Below are 17,275 nucleotides of genomic sequence, written 5' to 3' on the forward strand. Positions count from 1 at the left end.
CCGTGACTAACGCAGAGAACTTTATTGCGCTGCTGGTGGCGGCGCCCTTGCTCGGAGCGGCGGTCCTGCTGTGCGGTGGACGCCGGCTGGACGCCGTCGGTCACTGGATCGGCACGCTGCTGGCCGCCGCGTCCTTCGTGATCGGCGTCGTCCTCTTCACCGACATGCTCGGCAGCGGTGCCGAGGACCGCACCCTGACGCAGCACCTGTTCAGCTGGATCCCGGTGGAGGGATTCCAGGCCGACGTCGCCTTCCGGCTCGACCAGTTGTCGATGACGTTCGTCCTGCTGATCACCGGCGTCGGCTCGCTCATCCACCTGTACTCGGTCGCGTACATGGAGCACGACGAGCGCCGTCGTCGCTTCTTCGGCTATCTGAACCTGTTCCTGGCGGCGATGCTGCTGCTCGTCCTCGCCGACAACTACCTGCTGCTGTACGTCGGCTGGGAGGGCGTCGGCCTCGCTTCCTACCTGCTGATCGGCTTCTGGCAGCACAAGCCCAGCGCCGCCACGGCCGCGAAGAAGGCCTTCCTGGTCAACCGCGTCGGCGACATGGGCCTGTCCATCGCGATCATGCTGATGTTCCTGTGGTTCGGCACCTTCGCCTTCGGGCCGGTGCTCGGCGGACACGGGGAGGCCGGGCTCGCCGGCTCGGCCGACGAGGGCAAGCTCACCGTGATCGCCCTGATGCTGCTGCTCGCCGCCTGCGGCAAGTCCGCCCAGGTGCCGCTGCAGTCCTGGCTCGGGGACGCGATGGAGGGCCCGACCCCGGTCTCCGCCCTCATCCACGCCGCGACCATGGTGACGGCGGGCGTGTACCTGATCGTCCGCTCCGGCGCCATCTTCAACGGCGCGCCCGACGCGCAGCTGGTCGTCACCATCGTCGGCGCGGTCACGCTGCTGTTCGGTGCGATCGTCGGTTGCGCCAAGGACGACATCAAGAAGGCACTGGCCGGCTCGACCATGTCGCAGATCGGCTACATGGTGCTGGCCGCCGGACTCGGCCCCATCGGCTACGTCTTCGCGATCATGCACCTGGTGACGCACGGCTTCTTCAAGGCCGGGCTGTTCCTCGGCGCCGGTTCGGTCATGCACGGTATGAACGACGAGGTCGACATGCGCCGCTACGGCGGACTGCGCAAGTACATGCCGGTCACGTTCGTCACCTTCGGCCTCGGCTACCTCGCCATCATCGGCTTCCCCGGTCTGTCCGGCTTCTTCTCCAAGGACAAGATCATCGAGTCGGCGTTCGCCAAGGGCGGCACCGAGGGCTGGATCCTCGGCGCCTGCGCCCTGCTGGGCGCGGCCATCACGGCGTACTACATGACGCGCGTGATGCTGATGACGTTCTTCGGCGAGGAACGCTGGCGCAACGCCCCGACGCCGTCGCCCGCGAAACCCGACGTGGAGCCCGCCGCCGAGACACGCGGCGAGTACACACCGCCGCACCCGCACGAGTCGCCGAAGATCATGACGATCCCGATGATCGTGCTGGCCGTCGGCTCGGTGTTCGGCGGTGCGTTCTTCAGTATCGGCGACCGCTTCGTGCACTGGCTGGAGCCCATCACCGGGCACGACCACGGCCACGCGCCGATCAGCGCCCTGACGGTCACGATCTCCACGGTCGCCGTGATGGTGATCGGCGTGGCGGCCGCCTGGGCGCAGTACGGCCGCCGTCCGGTCCCGGCCGTCGCCCCGCGCGGGTCGCTGCTCACCCGGGCAGCCCGGCGCGACCTGCTCCAGGACGACTTCAACCACGTCGTCCTGGTCCGTGGCGGCGAGCACCTCACGCGCTCCCTGGTCTACGTCGACCACAGCCTGGTCGACGGGGTCGTCAACGGCACGGCGGCCTCGGTCGGCGGCCTGTCCGGGCGGATGCGCAAGCTGCAGAACGGCTTCGTGCGCTCGTACGCGGTCTCGATGTTCGGCGGTGCGGCGGTCCTCGTCGCCGCGACCCTGCTGATGAGGGCGGTCTGATACCGATGTCCTTTCCTCTGCTGACAGTCACGGCGGCCCTCCCGGCCGTCGGGGCGATCGCCACGGCAGCCGTGCCGGCCACGAAACGCACCGCGGCCAAGTGGCTGGCGCTGCTGGTCTCGCTGGCCACGCTCGCGCTGGCTATCACGATCCTGATCCGGTTCGACCCCGGCGGCGACCGCTACCAGCTCACCGAGTCCCACGCCTGGATCGCCGAGTTCGGCGTCCGGTACGAGCTGGGCGTGGACGGCATCGCGGTGGCGCTGATCGCGCTGACCGCCCTCCTGATCCCGTTCATCATCCTCGCGGGCTGGCACGACGCCGACCCGCTGGAGACCGGCAGCAGCCGGTGGCGGCCGACGCAGGGCTTCTTCGCCCTGATCCTGGCCGTCGAGGCGATGGTGATCATCTCCTTCGAGGCCACCGACGTCTTCCTCTTCTACATCTTCTTCGAAGCCATGCTGATCCCGATGTACTTCCTCATCGGCGGCTTCGGGGACCGGGCCCACGAGCACGGCGAGAAGACGGCCGCCACCCAGCGGTCGTACGCGGCGGTGAAGTTCCTCCTCTACAACCTGGCCGGCGGCCTGATCATGCTGGCCGCGGTGATCGGGCTGTACGTGGTCGCCGGGAACTTCTCCCTCACCGAGATCGCCGAGGCCCGGGCGAGCGGCGAGCTGACCATGTCGACGAGCACCGAGCGCTGGCTGTTCCTCGGCTTCTTCCTCGCCTTCGCGGTGAAGGCACCGCTGTGGCCGCTGCACACCTGGCTGCCCAACGCCATGCAGGAGTCGACCGCCCCGGTCGCCGTGCTCATCACGGCGGTCGTCGACAAGGTCGGCACCTTCGCGATGCTCCGCTTCTGCCTCCAGCTCTTCCCGGAGGCGAGCAAGTGGGCGACGCCGGTCGTCCTCGTCCTGGCGGTCATCAGCATCATCTACGGGGCGCTGCTCGCGGTCGGCCAGCGCGACATCAAGCGGCTGATCGCGTACGCGTCGATCTCGCACTTCGGCTTCATCATCATGGGCATCTTCGCGATGACGAGCCAGGGCCAGTCCGGCGCGACGCTCTACATGGTCAACCACGGCATCTCGACCGCCGTGCTCATGCTGATCGCCGGCTTCCTGATCTCGCGGCGCGGCTCGCGGCTCATCGCCGACTACGGCGGAGTGCAGAAGGTCGCCCCGGTGCTCGCCGGCACCTTCCTGATCGGCGGCCTGGCGACCCTGTCCCTGCCGGGCCTGGCGCCGTTCGTCAGTGAGTTCCTGGTCCTGGTCGGCACGTTCACGCGCTATCCGGTGATCGGCATCATCGCCACCTTCGGCATCGTGCTCGCCGCGCTCTACACACTCGTCCTCTACCAGCGGACGATGACGGGCCCGGTGAAACCGGAGGTGTCCGCGATGCCCGACCTGCGGGTGCGTGAACTGGTGGTCGTGGCACCGCTGGTGGCGCTGCTGATCTTCCTGGGCGTCTTCCCGAAGCCGGTCACGGACATCGTCAACCCCGCGGTGGAGCAGACCATGTCCGACGTACACAAGAAGGACCCCCAGCCTGAGGTGGAGGCGGCCAAGTGAGCGCAACAGCCGTCCACAGCCTGTGGACAACGGCGGCGGCCGATCCGATCTCGAAGATCGACGCGCCGAAGATCGAGTACGGGCAGTTGTCGCCCGTCCTCATCGTCATCGGCGCGGCGATCATCGGAATCGCGATCGAGGCGTTCGTGCCGCGCAGGTCCCGCTACTACGTGCAGACGTTCGTGTCCGCCGTCGCGCTCGTCGCCGCCTTCGCCGCGGTCGTCGCGCTCGCGGCGGGCGGATACGGCACGACCAAGGCGGGCATCGCGGCGATGGGTGCCATCGCCGTGGACGGGCCGGCCCTGTTCCTGCAGGGCACGATCCTGCTGGCGAGCCTGGTCGGCCTGTTCACCTTCGCAGAACGGCGCCTCGATCCGGAGGTGCACGGCAACCGCGTCGACTCCTTCGCCGCGCAGGCCGCGTCCGTACCGGGCAGCGAGAGTGAGCAGAAGGCGGTGAAGGCCGGGTTCACCACCACCGAGGTGTTCCCGCTGCTGCTCTTCGCCGTCGCCGGCATGCTGGTCTTCCCGGCGGCCAACGACCTGCTGACGCTCTTCGTGGCGCTGGAGGTCTTCTCCCTCCCGTTGTACCTGCTGTGCGCGCTGGCCCGCCGCAAGCGGCTGATGTCGCAGGAGGCGGCGGTCAAGTACTTCCTGCTCGGCGCGTTCGCCTCCGCGTTCACGCTGTTCGGCATCGCCCTGCTCTACGGCTACGCGGGATCGATGTCGTACGGCACGATCGCCCAGGTCGTCGACGGCACCGTGCAGAACGTCACCCCGGCGCTCGCCGACACCATGGGCAACGACGCGCTGCTGCTCGTCGGGTCCGCGCTGGTCGTCATGGGTCTGCTGTTCAAGGTGGGCGCGGTGCCGTTCCACATGTGGACGCCGGACGTGTACCAGGGCGCGCCGACACCGGTGACCGGCTTCATGGCGGCGGCGACCAAGGTGGCCGCCTTCGGCGCCCTGCTCCGCATCCTCTACGTCATCCTGCCCGGCCTGCGCTGGGACTGGCGTCCGGTGATGTGGGCCGTGGCGATCGTCACCATGCTGGGCGGTGCGATCGTCGCGATCACGCAGACGGACATCAAGCGGCTGCTGGCGTACTCGTCGATCGCGCACTCGGGCTTCATCCTCGCGGGTGTCATCGCGACCACTCCCGACGGCATCTCCTCCGTCCTCTTCTACCTGGCCGCGTACTCCTTCGTCACGATCGGCGCCTTCGCGGTCGTGACACTGGTGCGCGACGCGGGCGGTGAGGCGACCCACCTGTCGAAGTGGGCCGGGCTCGGACGCAGGTCACCGCTGGTGGCGGCCGTGTTCGCGGTGTTCCTGCTGGCCTTCGCGGGTATCCCGCTGACCTCCGGTTTCTCCGGCAAGTTCGCCGTCTTCAAGGCGGCGGCGGAGGGCGGCGCGGCTCCGCTGGTGGTGATCGGTGTGATCTCGTCGGCGGTCGCGGCGTTCTTCTACATCCGGGTGATCGTCCTGATGTTCTTCAGCGAGCCGCGTCCGGAGGGCCCGACCGTCGCGGTGCCGTCACCGCTGACGATGACGGCGATCGGCGTCGGAGTGGCGGTCACGGTGGTGCTGGGCGTGGCGCCGCAGTACTTCCTGGACCTGGCCGGACAGGCGGGGGTGTTCGTGCGCTGACGCGGCGCCCGCCCGTACGGAGACGGCGGCCCGGCACCCTGAGGGGTGCCGGGCCGCCGTCGTGTGCGGGCCCGGCCCTACTCGCCGCTGCGGCGCGGCTTGATGCCGGTCAGGTCGAGGTCCATCGGGAAGGGTGCGCTCAGCTTCATGCGCTCACGGAAGATGCCCACGCCGACGTAGGCGCGAGTGGTGGGCTCCAGCTCGAAGGCGTGGACGACGGCAAGCCCCTTCTCGTTCTCCACTCGCCAGTAGTGGGCGATTCCCGCCCGGGCGTACTTCAAAGGCTTGGTCTCGCGGTCGCGGGAGAGGGACTCGGCCGAGACGACCTCGATGGCCAGGGTGACGGCATCGGCGGGGTAGCGGGTCTGCTCCGGGTCGTCGACCACGTCACCCCGCACGACGATCCCGTCCGGCTCCGGCCGGTTCTGCCGGTCGATGTCGATGGTGAACTCGCGGATGACCTCGAATTCCGCCGGGCGAGGGACTGGAGCTGCCATTCGAAGAAGCTCACAGCGCGGGAGCGGAATAGGGTCTGCGGACTCACGAAGACGAGGCTCCCGTCGATCAGCTCCGTGTGCGGAGGCAGGTTCGGAAGCCGGTCCAGGTCGTCCGCGGTCCAGCCGCCCTCGGGCGGGATCGGCCAGTCGGGTGTGGACGCCTTCGGCGCGACGCTCATCAGCGCTCCCATGGGACGGAGTCTCGTGGGAGCGATCAGACTATCCGCCGGAAACGGACGGGTCTCCCGCGAACGTGTGACCGACTGTCGTGTCCTTGACGCGGGAGACGGACATGACCCGGGGCGAGCCTGTGGATAACTCCGGGGCTGTCGGCGCGGACCCCTATCGTTGAGGCAGTGGTCGGGACAGGGCGGACCAGACAGGCCGGACAGACCGGGCGGGCCGGATGGACCGGACGGGCGCGGCAAGACGTACGGGGGACGGGACGATGGGCGGGACGGGCGTGATCGGCGAGATGGCAGAGGCGGCACAGGCGAGGGACACGGACAGCGAGGCGCTGGCCACGTTGCACCGGGTCTTCGGGTACGAGGCGTTCCGGGGCGAGCAGGAAGCGGTCGTCGAGCATGTGATCGCGGGCGGCGACGCCGTCGTGCTCATGCCGACCGGCGGCGGCAAGTCCCTGTGCTACCAGATTCCGTCCCTGGTCCGGCCCGGCACGGGCATCGTGGTCTCGCCGCTCATCGCGCTGATGCAGGACCAGGTGGACGCGCTGCGGGCACTCGGTGTCCGGGCCGGGTTCATGAACTCCACACAGGACTTCGACGAGCGGCGCGTGGTGGAGGCCGAGTTCCTCGCCGGCGAGCTGGACCTGCTGTACCTGGCACCCGAGCGGCTGCGGCTCGAAGGCACTCTCGACCTGCTCTCCAGGGGCAAGATCTCCCTTTTCGCGATCGACGAGGCGCACTGTGTCTCCCAGTGGGGCCACGACTTCCGGCCCGACTACCTGGCCCTGTCCCTGCTCGGCGAGCGCTGGCCGGACGTGCCCCGGCTCGCGCTCACGGCGACGGCCACGCACGCGACGCACCGCGAGATCACCGAGCGACTGAACATGCCGGCGGCGCGGCACTTCGTCGCGAGTTTCGACCGGCCCAACATCCAGTACCGCATCGTGCCGAAGTCCGACCCGAAGAAGCAGCTGCTGAGCTTCCTGAGCGAGGAGCACCCCGGCGACGCGGGCATCGTGTACTGCCTCTCCCGCAACTCCGTCGACAAGACCGCCGAGTTCCTCTCCCGCAACGGCATCGAGGCGGTGCCGTACCACGCGGGCCTGGACGCGGGCACCCGAGCCGCGCACCAGTCCAGGTTCCTGCGGGAGGAGGGCCTGGTCGTGGTGGCGACCATCGCCTTCGGCATGGGCATCGACAAGCCGGACGTGCGGTTCGTCGCCCACCTCGACCTGCCCAAGTCGGTAGAGGGCTACTACCAGGAGACCGGCCGCGCCGGGCGGGACGGCCTGCCGTCGACCGCCTGGATGGCGTACGGACTCAACGACGTCATACAGCAGCGCAAGCTGATCCAGTCGGGCGAGGGCGACGAGGCGTTCCGCCGCCGCGCCCAGTCCCACCTGGACGCGATGCTCGCCCTGTGCGAGACCGCCCAGTGCCGCCGCGGCCAGCTCCTCGCCTACTTCGGGCAGGATCCGGACCGGCCCGGCTGTGGCAACTGCGACACCTGCGTAACTCCACCGGAGACCTGGGACGGCACCGTCCCGGCACAGAAGATGCTCTCTACGGTGGTGCGGCTGAAGCGGGAGCGTGGGCAGAAGTTCGGCGCGGGACAGATCATCGACATCCTGCTGGGCAAGCGCACCGCCAAGGTGATCCAGTTCGACCACGACCAGCTCTCCGTGTTCGGCATCGGCGAGGAGCTGACCGAGGGCGAGTGGCGGGGCGTCGCCCGGCAGCTGCTGGCCCAGGGCCTGCTCGCGGTCGAGGGCGAGTACGGCACGCTGGTGCTGACCGAGAGCAGCGGGGCGGTGCTGCGGCGGGAGCGTGAGGTGCCGCTGCGAAAGGAGCCCAAGAAGCCGGCCACGGCACGGTCGGCAGCCGGCGGACGGGACCGCAAACCCAAGGCCGCCGCGGCCGAACTCCCCGAGGAACTGCTCCCCGCCTTCGAGGCGCTGCGCGCCTGGCGAGCGGAGCAGGCCCGCGAGCAGGGCGTCCCGGCGTACGTCATCTTCCACGACGCCACGCTCAGGGAGATCGCCACCGCCTGGCCCACCTCCATCGGACAGCTCGGAGGCATCAGCGGGGTCGGCGAGAAGAAGCTGGCGACCTACGGAGAGGGCGTGCTGGCGGTGCTGGCGGGACTGGCCGGACCGGCCGCCGCCACGGCGCCCGCGCCAAGCGGCCCGTCGGACGACTCCGTCCCCGGCGCGGACCAAGCCGACGCCTGGCCCGAGCAGGAGCCCGATCCCGAGCCCGACGACTGGATATAGAGGGCTCGCCGGCGGTGGTGGCGCACCGCGCCGTCCGGGCGTGGTCCTGGGGCCCGCGGTTGCCTACGCCAGCGCCGTCAGGCCCGGTGCGAAGGTGATCAGCAGAGGGATGAAGGGGACCAGGGCGGCCGTTGCCGTGGTCAGGGCCCTGTGGCGGGGCAGCAGGCGGGGCGGCGGCTCCAGGAGGCGGTCGACCCGTTCGCCGAGGAGGCGGTGGCTGGAGGAGCAGGACAGCACGCCGCGGTGCTGGTTCAGCTCGATCAGGGCCAGCGCCGTGGTCAGATGGCCACAGCGGCGCGAGGCCGTGTCGTCGGCGGCGAGCTCGACCAGACGGTGGGTCTGGTCGCAGAAGTGGGCGAAGAGCGGGACCCGCGGGAAACCGGTGGCCAGCGCGGTGGACAGGTGCAGCAGCCAGTCGTGGCGGGCCCGGGCGTGGCCGCGTTCGTGGGTGAGTACGGCGTCGAGCTGGTGGTCGGTGAGGCGTTGCAGGGCGCCGGTGGTGACGATCAGCTGGGGCGGGTTGCCGGGCATCCACCAGGCGTCCGGGTACTCGTCCTCCAGAACCTGCACGGGACCGCGGGCGGCGGGGAGCCCGGGGGGCAGGTCGGGGGCGCGTTCGCGCAGGTGGGCGCGTGACTGGGCACGGCGGCGGCGGGCCTCGACGAGTTCGCGGGCGAGCATGGCGGTCGTCCAGGCGGCGCCGCCGGCCAGCAGCAGGGTGAGGGCGGCCGCCCAGGGCGGGCCGGCGGAGAGGTTGTAGGCCGCGGTGACCGCGGGCGGCGCCGGCGCGAAGAGCTGGGCGCGGACGGTGCCGAAGACGGCGGCGGCGCCGAGGACGAGGGCCGTCAGACAGCACAGCAGGACGGTGGCGACCAGGCACTGCCACACCCACAGCGCCACCACGGGATCCCGCTCGGGCCACGCGGACCGGGTCAGCGCGCGCGGCACCGGTACCGCGGCGGTCACGGCGACGACGAACAGCAGGAGCAGGCAGACGGTCATGCCACGGGCTCCGGATCCTGGTCGGAAGAGCGGCTCTGGCTGTGGTGCGGTGGTGGTGGGCGGCGCCGGGGCCGCGGCGGGTCCCGGCGCACGCCGACCCCGCGCGGGTGCGGACGTGCCGCGCACACCGCCCGACGCCAGTATGACGGTGCCGGGCGGTGCGAGTCAGGACCCGGCGGGCAACGGATCCGGGCGCACGGGAGTGGCGGGAGTCACCGCCGGGCCGGCGCCCCGACCACCCGCCCGGTCACCTCACCCAGCCCGACCCGGGTGCCGCCCGGCCCCGGCGCCCAGGCCGACAGGGTCACCACGTCCCCGTCCTCCAGGAACGTCCGCTTGCCGTCGGGGAGTTCGAGGGGATCGTGTCCGTTCCACGTCAGCTCCAGCAGGGACCCGCGCTCCCGCTCGGCCGGCCCGCTGACCGTGCCGGAGCCGTAGAGATCGCCGGTGCGCAGGGAGGCGCCGTTGACGGTCATGTGGGCCAGTTGCTGGGCGGCCGTCCAGTACATGGTGGAGAACGGCGGCTCGGAGACGACGTGACCGTTGAGGGCGACGGAGATCCGCAGGTCGTAGCCGCCGGGTTCGTCCCGCTCCCCGGCCGTGTCGTCGAGGTAGGGCAGCAGTTCGTGCGTGCGCTCCGGTGGGGCCACCCGCGCCTCCTCCAGGGCGTCCAGCGGCGTGATCCAGGCCGACACCGAGGTGGTGAAGGACTTGCCGAGGAACGGGCCGAGGGGGACGTACTCCCAGGCCTGGACGTCCCGCGCGGACCAGTCGTTGAGCAGGCAGAGGCCGAAGACGTGCTCGCGGAAGTCCCCGAGCGCCACCGGACTGCCCAGTTCGGACGGAACCCCCACCACGAAGCCGACCTCTGCCTCGATGTCGAGGCGAACGGACGGACCGAAGACGGGAGCGGCGTCGGTGGGGGCCTTGCGCTGCCCGGACGGGCGTACGACGTCCGTGCCGGACACGACGACCGTGCCGGAGCGGCCGTGGTAGCCGATGGGAAGGTGCTTCCAGTTGGGGGTGAGGGAGTCGGCGGCGTCGGGGCGGAAGATCTGGCCGACGTTCCGGGCGTGGTTCTCGGAGGCGTAGAAGTCGACGTAGTCCGCGACCTCGAAGGGCAGATGCAGCGTCACCGAGGAGAGGGGGTGGAAGAGGGGCTCCAGGGTTTCGCGGTGGGAGGGGACCGTCACCCAGGCCGTCAGCGCGCGCCGTACGTCGGACCATGCGGTGCGGCCGGCCGCCAGCAGCGGGTTCAGAGTGGGGCGCGCGAGCAGGGAGGCGTACGGCGACCCGAGCGCGTGGGCCGCCGCGCCGGCGTCGAGGACGTGGTCGCCGAGCCGGACGCCCACCGTCCGCTCCTGCGCGCCGGGTACCGAGAACACGCCGTACGGAAGGTTGTGCGGGCCGAAGGGGTCGCCCTCGGGGACATCGAAGGGGGGCATCGGGTGCTGCCTCGCTTTCGTGCTCGCCATGTGCGCCGTGCGCGCCGGGTGCACCACGTGGTTCGTGGCCGGGCCACACGTTACGGGTGACATACCGGTCTTGGGCAGTGCGTCGGGAGGTGGCGGTGCGTGGCGGGGGAGGGCGCGCGTGGCTGGTCTGACGTGCGAGGAGCGGCCCGCGCGCCGGTGCGTGAGGCGGAGGGAGGGATCTCTGGGGCGGCTCTCGCCCCCCACGTACGCCTCCCGCGTACGCCCCGCGTGAACGTCCGTAGACGCGGCGCTCCGTTTCCGCGGATGTGGCGCTCCGCTTCCGTTCGTGTGCGGGAAGTTGTCCACAGGCCGGTACGCAATCTTGACGGAGCGGTGCGAACGGGGCGACTCTGGGCGGGTGCCGGAAGGCCTCGGGGAGGGGGCTTTCGATGGCACACCAGGGGGGCGGATGGCCATTGGGGAGGCCGGTCCGGGTTCGGTGCGGGATGGTTCGCAGCCGAGGAAGCGGCTGGAAGAGACCATGCGCAGCCGACTGGGCCGGGAATGCGTGTACGTACCGTCATGCCGTTTCGGGCTGTACGCGGCACTGCGTCACTGGTGCCCGCCGGGCGGCCGGGTGCTGATGTCGCCGGTCAACGACGACGTCATCTTCTTCGTCGTGCTCGCGGCCGGACTACGGCCGGTGCAGGCGCCGCTGAACCCGTCGGACGCGTCCGTCGACATCGATGCCGTGCCCGAGGAGACGTGGGGCTCGCTGTCCGCCGTACTGACGACGAACCTGTACGGAAACCCGGACCCGGCGCCCGGACTGCGGGCCCGTTGCGACGCGTTGGGCATCCCGCTGTTCGAGGACGCGGCGCACGCCATCGGCAGCGAGGTGGGCGGGCGGCCGGTCGGCGCCTGGGGCGACGCTTCCGTCTTCAGCCTGTCCAAGCACGTCGGCGCCAAGGCGGGCGGAATCCTCGCGGTCGCCGACCCGGGGCTGCGGGAGGCGCTGGAGAAGACCTGCGACGACCTGCTGCTGCCGCGCCGCGCCACGGCCGAACTCGCCTACGCCGTAAGGCCGTACGCGGAGGCGGCCGTACGGGGACTGCGGCTGCGGCGGGCGGCCTGGGCCACGCTGCGCCTGCTGGGGCTGATGGAGCGGGAGGAGATCCGGATGCCGCTGCGTCCGGAGGGGCTGGCCCGCGCGGTCGCCTCGGCCCCCGACCTCGACGCCCACGACCCCTGGGTCCGCGTCGACATGCACGACTACCGGCTGCGGGCCGGACGGTTCCGGCTCGGGCGCATCGGGCGCGGGCTCGACCGGCTGGACGACGTACTCGCCGACTGCCGTGCGGGTACGGAACTGCTGCTGTCGACGCGCTGGGCGAAGCCGTCCGCGTGGGAGGGCGCGAGGAGCCGGGCGCCGGGCGCGGCGCAGCCGTTGTTCCGCGTGCCGCTGCTCGTGGCGGACCGGGACGCGGCGGTGCGGGCACTGGCCCGGCGCGGCATCGTCGTCGGCTACCTCTACGACCCGCCGCTGGACGACTACGCGGGCGCCGCCTTCACCGACCCGTCGCCCTCACCCGAGGCAGCGCGCTGGTTCGCACGGCACGCGCTGCCCGTGGATCCGCTGCGGGCGCGTGCCGCCGTCGCGGCACTGGAGGAGTCAGGAGTACTACCGGCCGAGGCACCGGAAGGGCTGGTTCCGTCCGGTGGCTGAGACGCGGGTGCACGAGAGGGCCGCGGCACCCGCGGGCGGCGGCCCGACGCTGTCCGAAACCGGGCGCGGCGGCGACTCGCTCTTCAAGAACGCCTATTTCCTGATGCTCAGCACCGGTGTCTCCGCCGTGCTCGGCCTCGGCTTCTGGCTCGTGGCCGCCCGCTACTACTCGGAGGAGGCCGTCGGGCAGGGCTCCGCCGCCATCGCCGCCATGCGGCTGCTCGCCAGCATCACGGCCACCACGATGATCGGCGCCGTCGTCCGCTTCGTGCCGCGCGCCGGTCGTGCCACCGGGCCGCTGGTGTGGCGCGTGTACGCGGCCAGTTCGGTGGTCGTCGCCGTGGCCGCCGTGCTCTTCCTGCTCACCCTCGACCTGTGGGGTGCGTCGTACGCGCCGCTGGGCACCACCGAGGCGGGAGCGCTGTTCGTCGCCGCGTGTGTGGCCTGGGCGTTGCTCACCCTCCAGGACGGTGTGCTGACCGGATTGCGCAAGGCTGAGTGGGTGCCCGCCGGGAACGCGGTGTTCTCGGTCGGGAAGCTGATCCTGCTGGCCCTCTTCGCCACCACGCTGCCGGTGCTCGGCATCTTCGTGTCCTGGGCCGTGGCCATCGCCTTCTCCACCCTGCCGCTCGGCTGGCTGATCTTCCGCAGGCTCATCCCGCGGCAGGTCGCCGCGGACCGGGACGTGGAGCCGCCCAAGGTCCGGGAGATGGGCCGGTTCCTGGCCGGGGACTCGCTGGGCGCGCTGTTCAGCCTGGCGATGATCAACCTGCTGCCGGTGATGGTCGCGGTCAACTTCAGCGCCGCGGAGAACGGCTACTTCTACGTGGCGTACACCGTCGGCGGCACGATGGAGTTCATGGCCATCAACATGGCCTCCTCCCTCACCGCCCACGCCTCGCACGACCCGCGCCGCCTCGCCGACGGCGTCCGCGGGGCGCTGCGCCGCATGACGCTGCTGCTGGTACCGGTGGTGCTCTTCCTCGTCGTCTTCGCCCCGCAGATCCTCGCGCCCTTCGACGAGGGCTACGCCGAGCACGGCTCCACGGTGCTGCGGCTGCTGGCCATCGGGGCGCTGCCGAGAATCGTGGTCGAGCTGTACATCGGCGTGCTGCGCGTCCAGGGCCGCACCGGCGTGCTCGCCGCCGTGCAGGGCACCATGTGCGTCCTCGTACTGGGCAGTGCGACGGTGCTGTTCACCCCGGCCGGGATCGCGGGCGCCGGCTGGGCCGTGCTGGGCAGCATGACCGTGGTCGCGGCCGGCTGCGTGCCCGGCCTGCGCGCCGCCCTGCGAGGCCGCGACGGAGCCGGGCGTTCCGGTGGGCCCGAGGGCTCGGGTGCCTCCGGCGGCTTCGGACTGCGGGGCGGCCGGAAGCCGGGCTCCGGCAACTCCTACGGCACCCACTGGGCCCGGTTGAACGCCACCGCCGGATACGGCACCAGCTGGGCGCGGCGGGCGGCGTACGCGCACGGCCAGCCCGACGAGGCGCCACGGGAGGACACGGTCGCCCTGTTCATAGGCCGCCCGGGGTACGAGCGGGAAGCCCTGGAGGCGGACACCCTCGCGGTGATCGTCCGGGGGCCCCGGCACCCCGACGCCGAGCCCGGTTCCGCCTCCGGTCCGGACGCGTCGTCGGTTCCTTCGTCGGTCCCGTCGGGCGCGACATCGGACTTGGCCGGTGTGCCGGACGCGACCGATGCGCCGGACGCAACCGATGCGCCGGACGCGACCGATGTGCCCGTACCGGTCGACGCGCCGAGCGCACCCGACGCGCACGAAGGGGCGGACGTGATCGGGGTGCGTTCGGGCCTCGGCTCCGGCTCCGGCTCCGGCTCCGGTTCGGGCTCCGGTTCGGGATCCCGCCCCGGTTCGGGTCCCCGTCCGGGGACCGGCGGAGACCACGGCTACGGCTGCTCCCACGGGGGCGGCGAGTCCGCCGAGAGCCGCGACGACGGGTTCGAAGGCGGGTTCGGTGGCGGGATAGGCGGCGGGATCGGGCCGGTCCCCGAGCGGCGTCTGAGGCCTGCCCTGTGGCTGCTGCTCGGCGTCGCCACCGTCGTCTTCCTGGTGGCGCTGCGCGACTTGCCGTGGCTGGGTGGCGTCTCCGAGGTCGGGGCCGAACTCACCGGGCAGGAGCTGTTGCGGGGGCTGCCCTCGCCGGCGCTGGTCGCGGGGGCTCTGATGCTCGTGGTGTTCGTGGCGGCCGTGACCCTGTGCGCCTCGCAAGATCCGTGGCTGCCCGGTGGCGCGCTGGGCGCCGCCATCCTCGCCCTGTACGCGGCACCCGTCGCGCTCGGCCGGGAACCGGAGGCGGTCGGCGGGACGTTATACACCGAGACGGCCGGATTTATCGCGGAAGCGGTTGGGCTCGACGGGCCCGGACCACTGCTGCGCTGGACACCGCTCGTCCTGCATCTGCTGTGTCTCGTACCGCTGTGGCTGCTGCTCGCGAAGGCGGGCGACCGGCTGCCGTGGCAGGGACGCTGGGGGGTTCTGTATCTCGCCGGGGTGGGGGGCTGGGTCTGGCGTCAGGAGCTCGCTCCGATCGCGCCGCCTCTTCTCCTGCTGCTCGTCCTCGTAGTCCTGCTCCTCTCCCTGCGTCGCCCTGCCTTGTCGATGAATCCGACTAACCCGACTAACCCGACGAATCCGCCGAGCGCGTCGAGCACGCCGAGCGCGTCGAGCACGCCGAGCGCGTCGAGCCCGCCGAGCGAGTCGAGCATGAGAAGCGCGTCGAGCACGACCAGCGCGTCGAGCACATTGAGTGTGTCGGGTGCGACGGACACGACGGACGCGGCGGAGCCCCAGCACCGCGCCAGACCGAACGGCAAGTCCAGGGACTGATCAAGCACAGAGCCGAATCGCCAGGGGGGAACCGTCGTGCGTCCGCCAGTAACTCCACGGGAGAGATCCGCACCAGAGCCCACGCCCGGGCGGGAGACCCCGGACGCGCCGAACCGGGCCGTACCGACAGCTTCGGACGCGTCGGAAGCCGGCGAGACCCGCACCTTGCCGGAGCAGGCCCCCCGTACCTCACAGGAGTCGGCCACCACGGCCTCGGACGAGGCGTCCGCCCGGCCCGGCCGGGAGACCACCGCACGCGTCCACCGTCCCCCTACCCCGGAGCCCTCCGGCTCCGTCACCGAGCCGCCCGTGACGGATCTGTCCGACCTCCCCCCGGCCGTCTGGCCGGCCCGTGCGGCCGCCGCCTGGCCGGCCGTGCCGCTGCTCGTCGCGCTCGCCCTGTGGGGCTACGCGATGCGGCACACCGACGTGTCCGCCCTGGACGACTTCGGCCTGGTCAGCGCCCTGCATCCGACCTTCTGGGCGGGCCTCGCCGTGCTCACCGCGGGCTTCTGGTTCACGGTCCGCGACCCGCGCCGCCCGGGTGGCTGGTCGCTCGCGTACGTTCTGGGCCTGCTGGTGATGGAGCGGGCCACCCAGGCCGTTCTCTACCCGACTCCGCTCTACGCGTGGGCGTGGAAGCACGACGCGGTCATCGACCACCTGCTGACGTCCGGCGGACTCCAGACCGCGGACCAGCTCGGCGACATGGCCGTCTACGACCAGTGGCCGGGTTTCTTCGCCGCCCAGGCGGCGCTGGTGCGGTTGCTGGGCGTGGACAACGCCGCGATGTACATGGCCTGGTGGCCGCTGGTCTCCAGCGTGCTGCTGCTGCTTCCGCTGCTGTTGATCTACCGGACCTTCACCGAGGACCGGCGGCTGATCTGGACCGCCGTCTGGCTGTTCTGCGTCGCCAACTGGGTGGGCCAGGACTACTTCTCCCCGCAGTCCGTCGCCTTCCTCCTGCACCTGGGCGTCATCGCGGTCGTCCTGCGCCGCTACGGCCGTTCCGGCGGGCGGCGCGGCCGGCAGGGCCAGGCGGTGTGGACCGTACTGCTCAGCGTGCTGGTCACCGCCATCGTCGTCTCGCACCAGCTGACCCCGGGCATGCTCGTCGTCACGCTCCTCGCCCTGGCCTGTACGCGCCGCTACCGCCACTGGGTCCCGGCGGTCACCACGGTCGTGATCTTCCTGGCCTGGTGTCTGACGGCCGCGCTGCCCTTCCTCTCCGCCGCCATGCCGGAAATGATCCGCTCCATAGGCGACGTCGGCGCCAACGTCGAGACCGGGTACGGGGCCACCCCCACCGGTACCGGAGCGGTCGCGACCTCCTGGGCGGCGCGGCTGCTGTCGGGCTCCGTGCTGCTGTTCGCGCTGGTGGGTGTACTGCGCCAGCGGGTGCTGCGGCACCGGGCGCTGCCGCTGCTGCTGGTGGCCGCGGCGCCGCTTCCGATGTTCGCGGCGAGCAGCTACGGCAGCGAGATGATCTTCCGGGTGCTGATGTTCATGCTGCCGGGGGCGGCCTTCTTCGCCGCTGCCGCGCTGCTGCCCAAGGTCCGCACGCTGGCCGCCGACGCCGCCGCGCGGGAGCCGGGCGGGTGGGGCGGACGTGCGCCGGCCGCGCGGGCCTTACTGCCTCCGCTGCGCTACGGCGCGTGGGTGCCGCTGCTCGTGCTGCTCGCCGGGAGCCTCGCGTTCGTGCCGAGTTACTCGGGCAAGGACCGCATCAACTACTTCCCGCCCGGGGAAGTGGCCCTCGTCCAGCACCTCTTCGACCAGGCCCCCGACGACTCCCTGGTCGTCGCCGCCAACCGGAACTACCCGCTCGCCTACGAGGAGTACTGGAGAGTCGACCACTACTGGTTCCTCGACGACGACCGGCGCCACGTCGACGAGATCGTGCGCGACCCGGCCGCCGTCCTCGCCCGCGACATGGCCGCCGTCGAAGCACCGGCCCGCGCCTACTTCCTGCTCACCCAGGGGCAGACGGCCAACTCGGAGATGAACGGCCAGTTGGACGAGGCGCAGTTGGAGCGCGTACGGGAGTCCGTGGCGGCCTCACCCAGGTTCGAACTGGTCGCCGAGAACAGCGCCGGCGTGCTCTACGCCCTGAAACCGGCGAGCTGACAA

General features: G+C 71.4%; 9 protein-coding genes and 1 pseudogene. 7 read left to right on the plus strand and 3 right to left on the minus strand.

Features of this window, described 5'->3' with window-relative positions; genetic code table 11:
- Window positions 1–2 precede the first annotated feature (2 nt).
- The 3 genes from nuoL to nuoN are packed head-to-tail and all read left to right on the plus strand — an operon-like array spanning window position 3 to window position 5,202.
- On the plus strand, window positions 3–1,976 hold the full coding sequence (gene nuoL, locus ACZ4V1_RS04925; protein WP_468329453.1) for an NADH-quinone oxidoreductase subunit L: 1,974 nt from the start codon (window positions 3–5) through the stop codon (window positions 1,974–1,976).
- Between the two features lie 5 nt (window positions 1,977–1,981).
- The gene (locus ACZ4V1_RS04930; RefSeq protein WP_468329456.1) at window positions 1,982–3,553 is read left to right on the plus strand and encodes an NADH-quinone oxidoreductase subunit M; all 1,572 of its coding nucleotides are present in this window, start codon (window positions 1,982–1,984) and stop codon (window positions 3,551–3,553) included.
- Window positions 3,550–5,202, plus strand: coding sequence for an NADH-quinone oxidoreductase subunit NuoN (gene nuoN / locus ACZ4V1_RS04935; RefSeq protein WP_468329459.1), 1,653 nt, complete (start codon window positions 3,550–3,552; stop codon window positions 5,200–5,202). The genes ACZ4V1_RS04930 and nuoN overlap by 4 nt, the downstream gene beginning before the upstream one ends.
- Window positions 5,203–5,279: 77 nt before the next feature.
- Here the strand turns inward: nuoN and ACZ4V1_RS04940 are convergent.
- A pseudogene (locus ACZ4V1_RS04940) lies at window positions 5,280–5,878 on the minus strand (Uma2 family endonuclease).
- A gap of 269 nt (window positions 5,879–6,147) precedes the next feature.
- Between ACZ4V1_RS04940 and recQ the strand changes: the two are divergent.
- Complete coding sequence (gene recQ / locus ACZ4V1_RS04945) at window positions 6,148–8,157, plus strand: DNA helicase RecQ (RefSeq protein WP_468329462.1); 2,010 nt, start codon at window positions 6,148–6,150, stop codon at window positions 8,155–8,157.
- Between the two features lie 63 nt (window positions 8,158–8,220).
- On the opposite strand, the gene ACZ4V1_RS04950 is transcribed toward recQ, so the two are convergent.
- A complete protein-coding gene (locus ACZ4V1_RS04950; RefSeq protein WP_468329465.1) occupies window positions 8,221–9,159 on the minus strand; it encodes a M56 family metallopeptidase in 939 nt (312 codons plus the stop codon).
- Between the two features lie 212 nt (window positions 9,160–9,371).
- Window positions 9,372–10,604 (minus strand): fumarylacetoacetase, encoded by a 1,233-nt coding sequence (fahA, locus tag ACZ4V1_RS04955; protein WP_468329468.1) that lies wholly within the window; start codon window positions 10,602–10,604, stop codon window positions 9,372–9,374.
- A 439-nt stretch (window positions 10,605–11,043) separates the two neighbouring features.
- On the opposite strand from fahA, the gene ACZ4V1_RS04960 reads away from it, so the two are divergent.
- The 3 genes from ACZ4V1_RS04960 to ACZ4V1_RS04970 all read left to right on the plus strand — a co-directional run bounded on the left by ACZ4V1_RS04960 (window position 11,044) and on the right by ACZ4V1_RS04970 (window position 17,272).
- Entirely contained in the window at window positions 11,044–12,300 is a 1,257-nt protein-coding gene (locus ACZ4V1_RS04960) for a DegT/DnrJ/EryC1/StrS family aminotransferase (RefSeq protein ID WP_468329471.1), read from the plus strand.
- Window positions 12,293–15,145 (plus strand): lipopolysaccharide biosynthesis protein, encoded by a 2,853-nt coding sequence (locus ACZ4V1_RS04965; RefSeq protein WP_468329474.1) that lies wholly within the window; start codon window positions 12,293–12,295, stop codon window positions 15,143–15,145. Before ACZ4V1_RS04960 ends, ACZ4V1_RS04965 begins: the two co-directional genes overlap by 8 nt.
- A gap of 309 nt (window positions 15,146–15,454) precedes the next feature.
- The gene (locus ACZ4V1_RS04970) at window positions 15,455–17,272 is read left to right on the plus strand and encodes a glycosyltransferase (protein WP_468330899.1); all 1,818 of its coding nucleotides are present in this window, start codon (window positions 15,455–15,457) and stop codon (window positions 17,270–17,272) included.
- The last annotated feature ends 3 nt before the right edge of the window (window positions 17,273–17,275 follow it).

The organism is Streptomyces sp. NPDC028991, assembly GCF_055564775.1.

Bases quoted from the DNA above. Each gene is read 5' to 3' on its own strand.
- ACZ4V1_RS04930 (WP_468329456.1), top strand. From the start codon at position 1,982: ATGTCCTTTCCTCTGCTGACAGTCACGGCGGCCCTCCCGGCCGTCGGG.
- recQ (WP_468329462.1), top strand. From the start codon at position 6,148: ATGGGCGGGACGGGCGTGATCGGCGAGATGGCAGAGGCGGCACAGGCG.
- ACZ4V1_RS04950 (WP_468329465.1), bottom strand. From the start codon at position 9,159: ATGACCGTCTGCCTGCTCCTGCTGTTCGTCGTCGCCGTGACCGCCGCG.
- fahA (WP_468329468.1), bottom strand. From the start codon at position 10,604: ATGCCCCCCTTCGATGTCCCCGAGGGCGACCCCTTCGGCCCGCACAAC.
- ACZ4V1_RS04960 (WP_468329471.1), top strand. From the start codon at position 11,044: ATGGCCATTGGGGAGGCCGGTCCGGGTTCGGTGCGGGATGGTTCGCAG.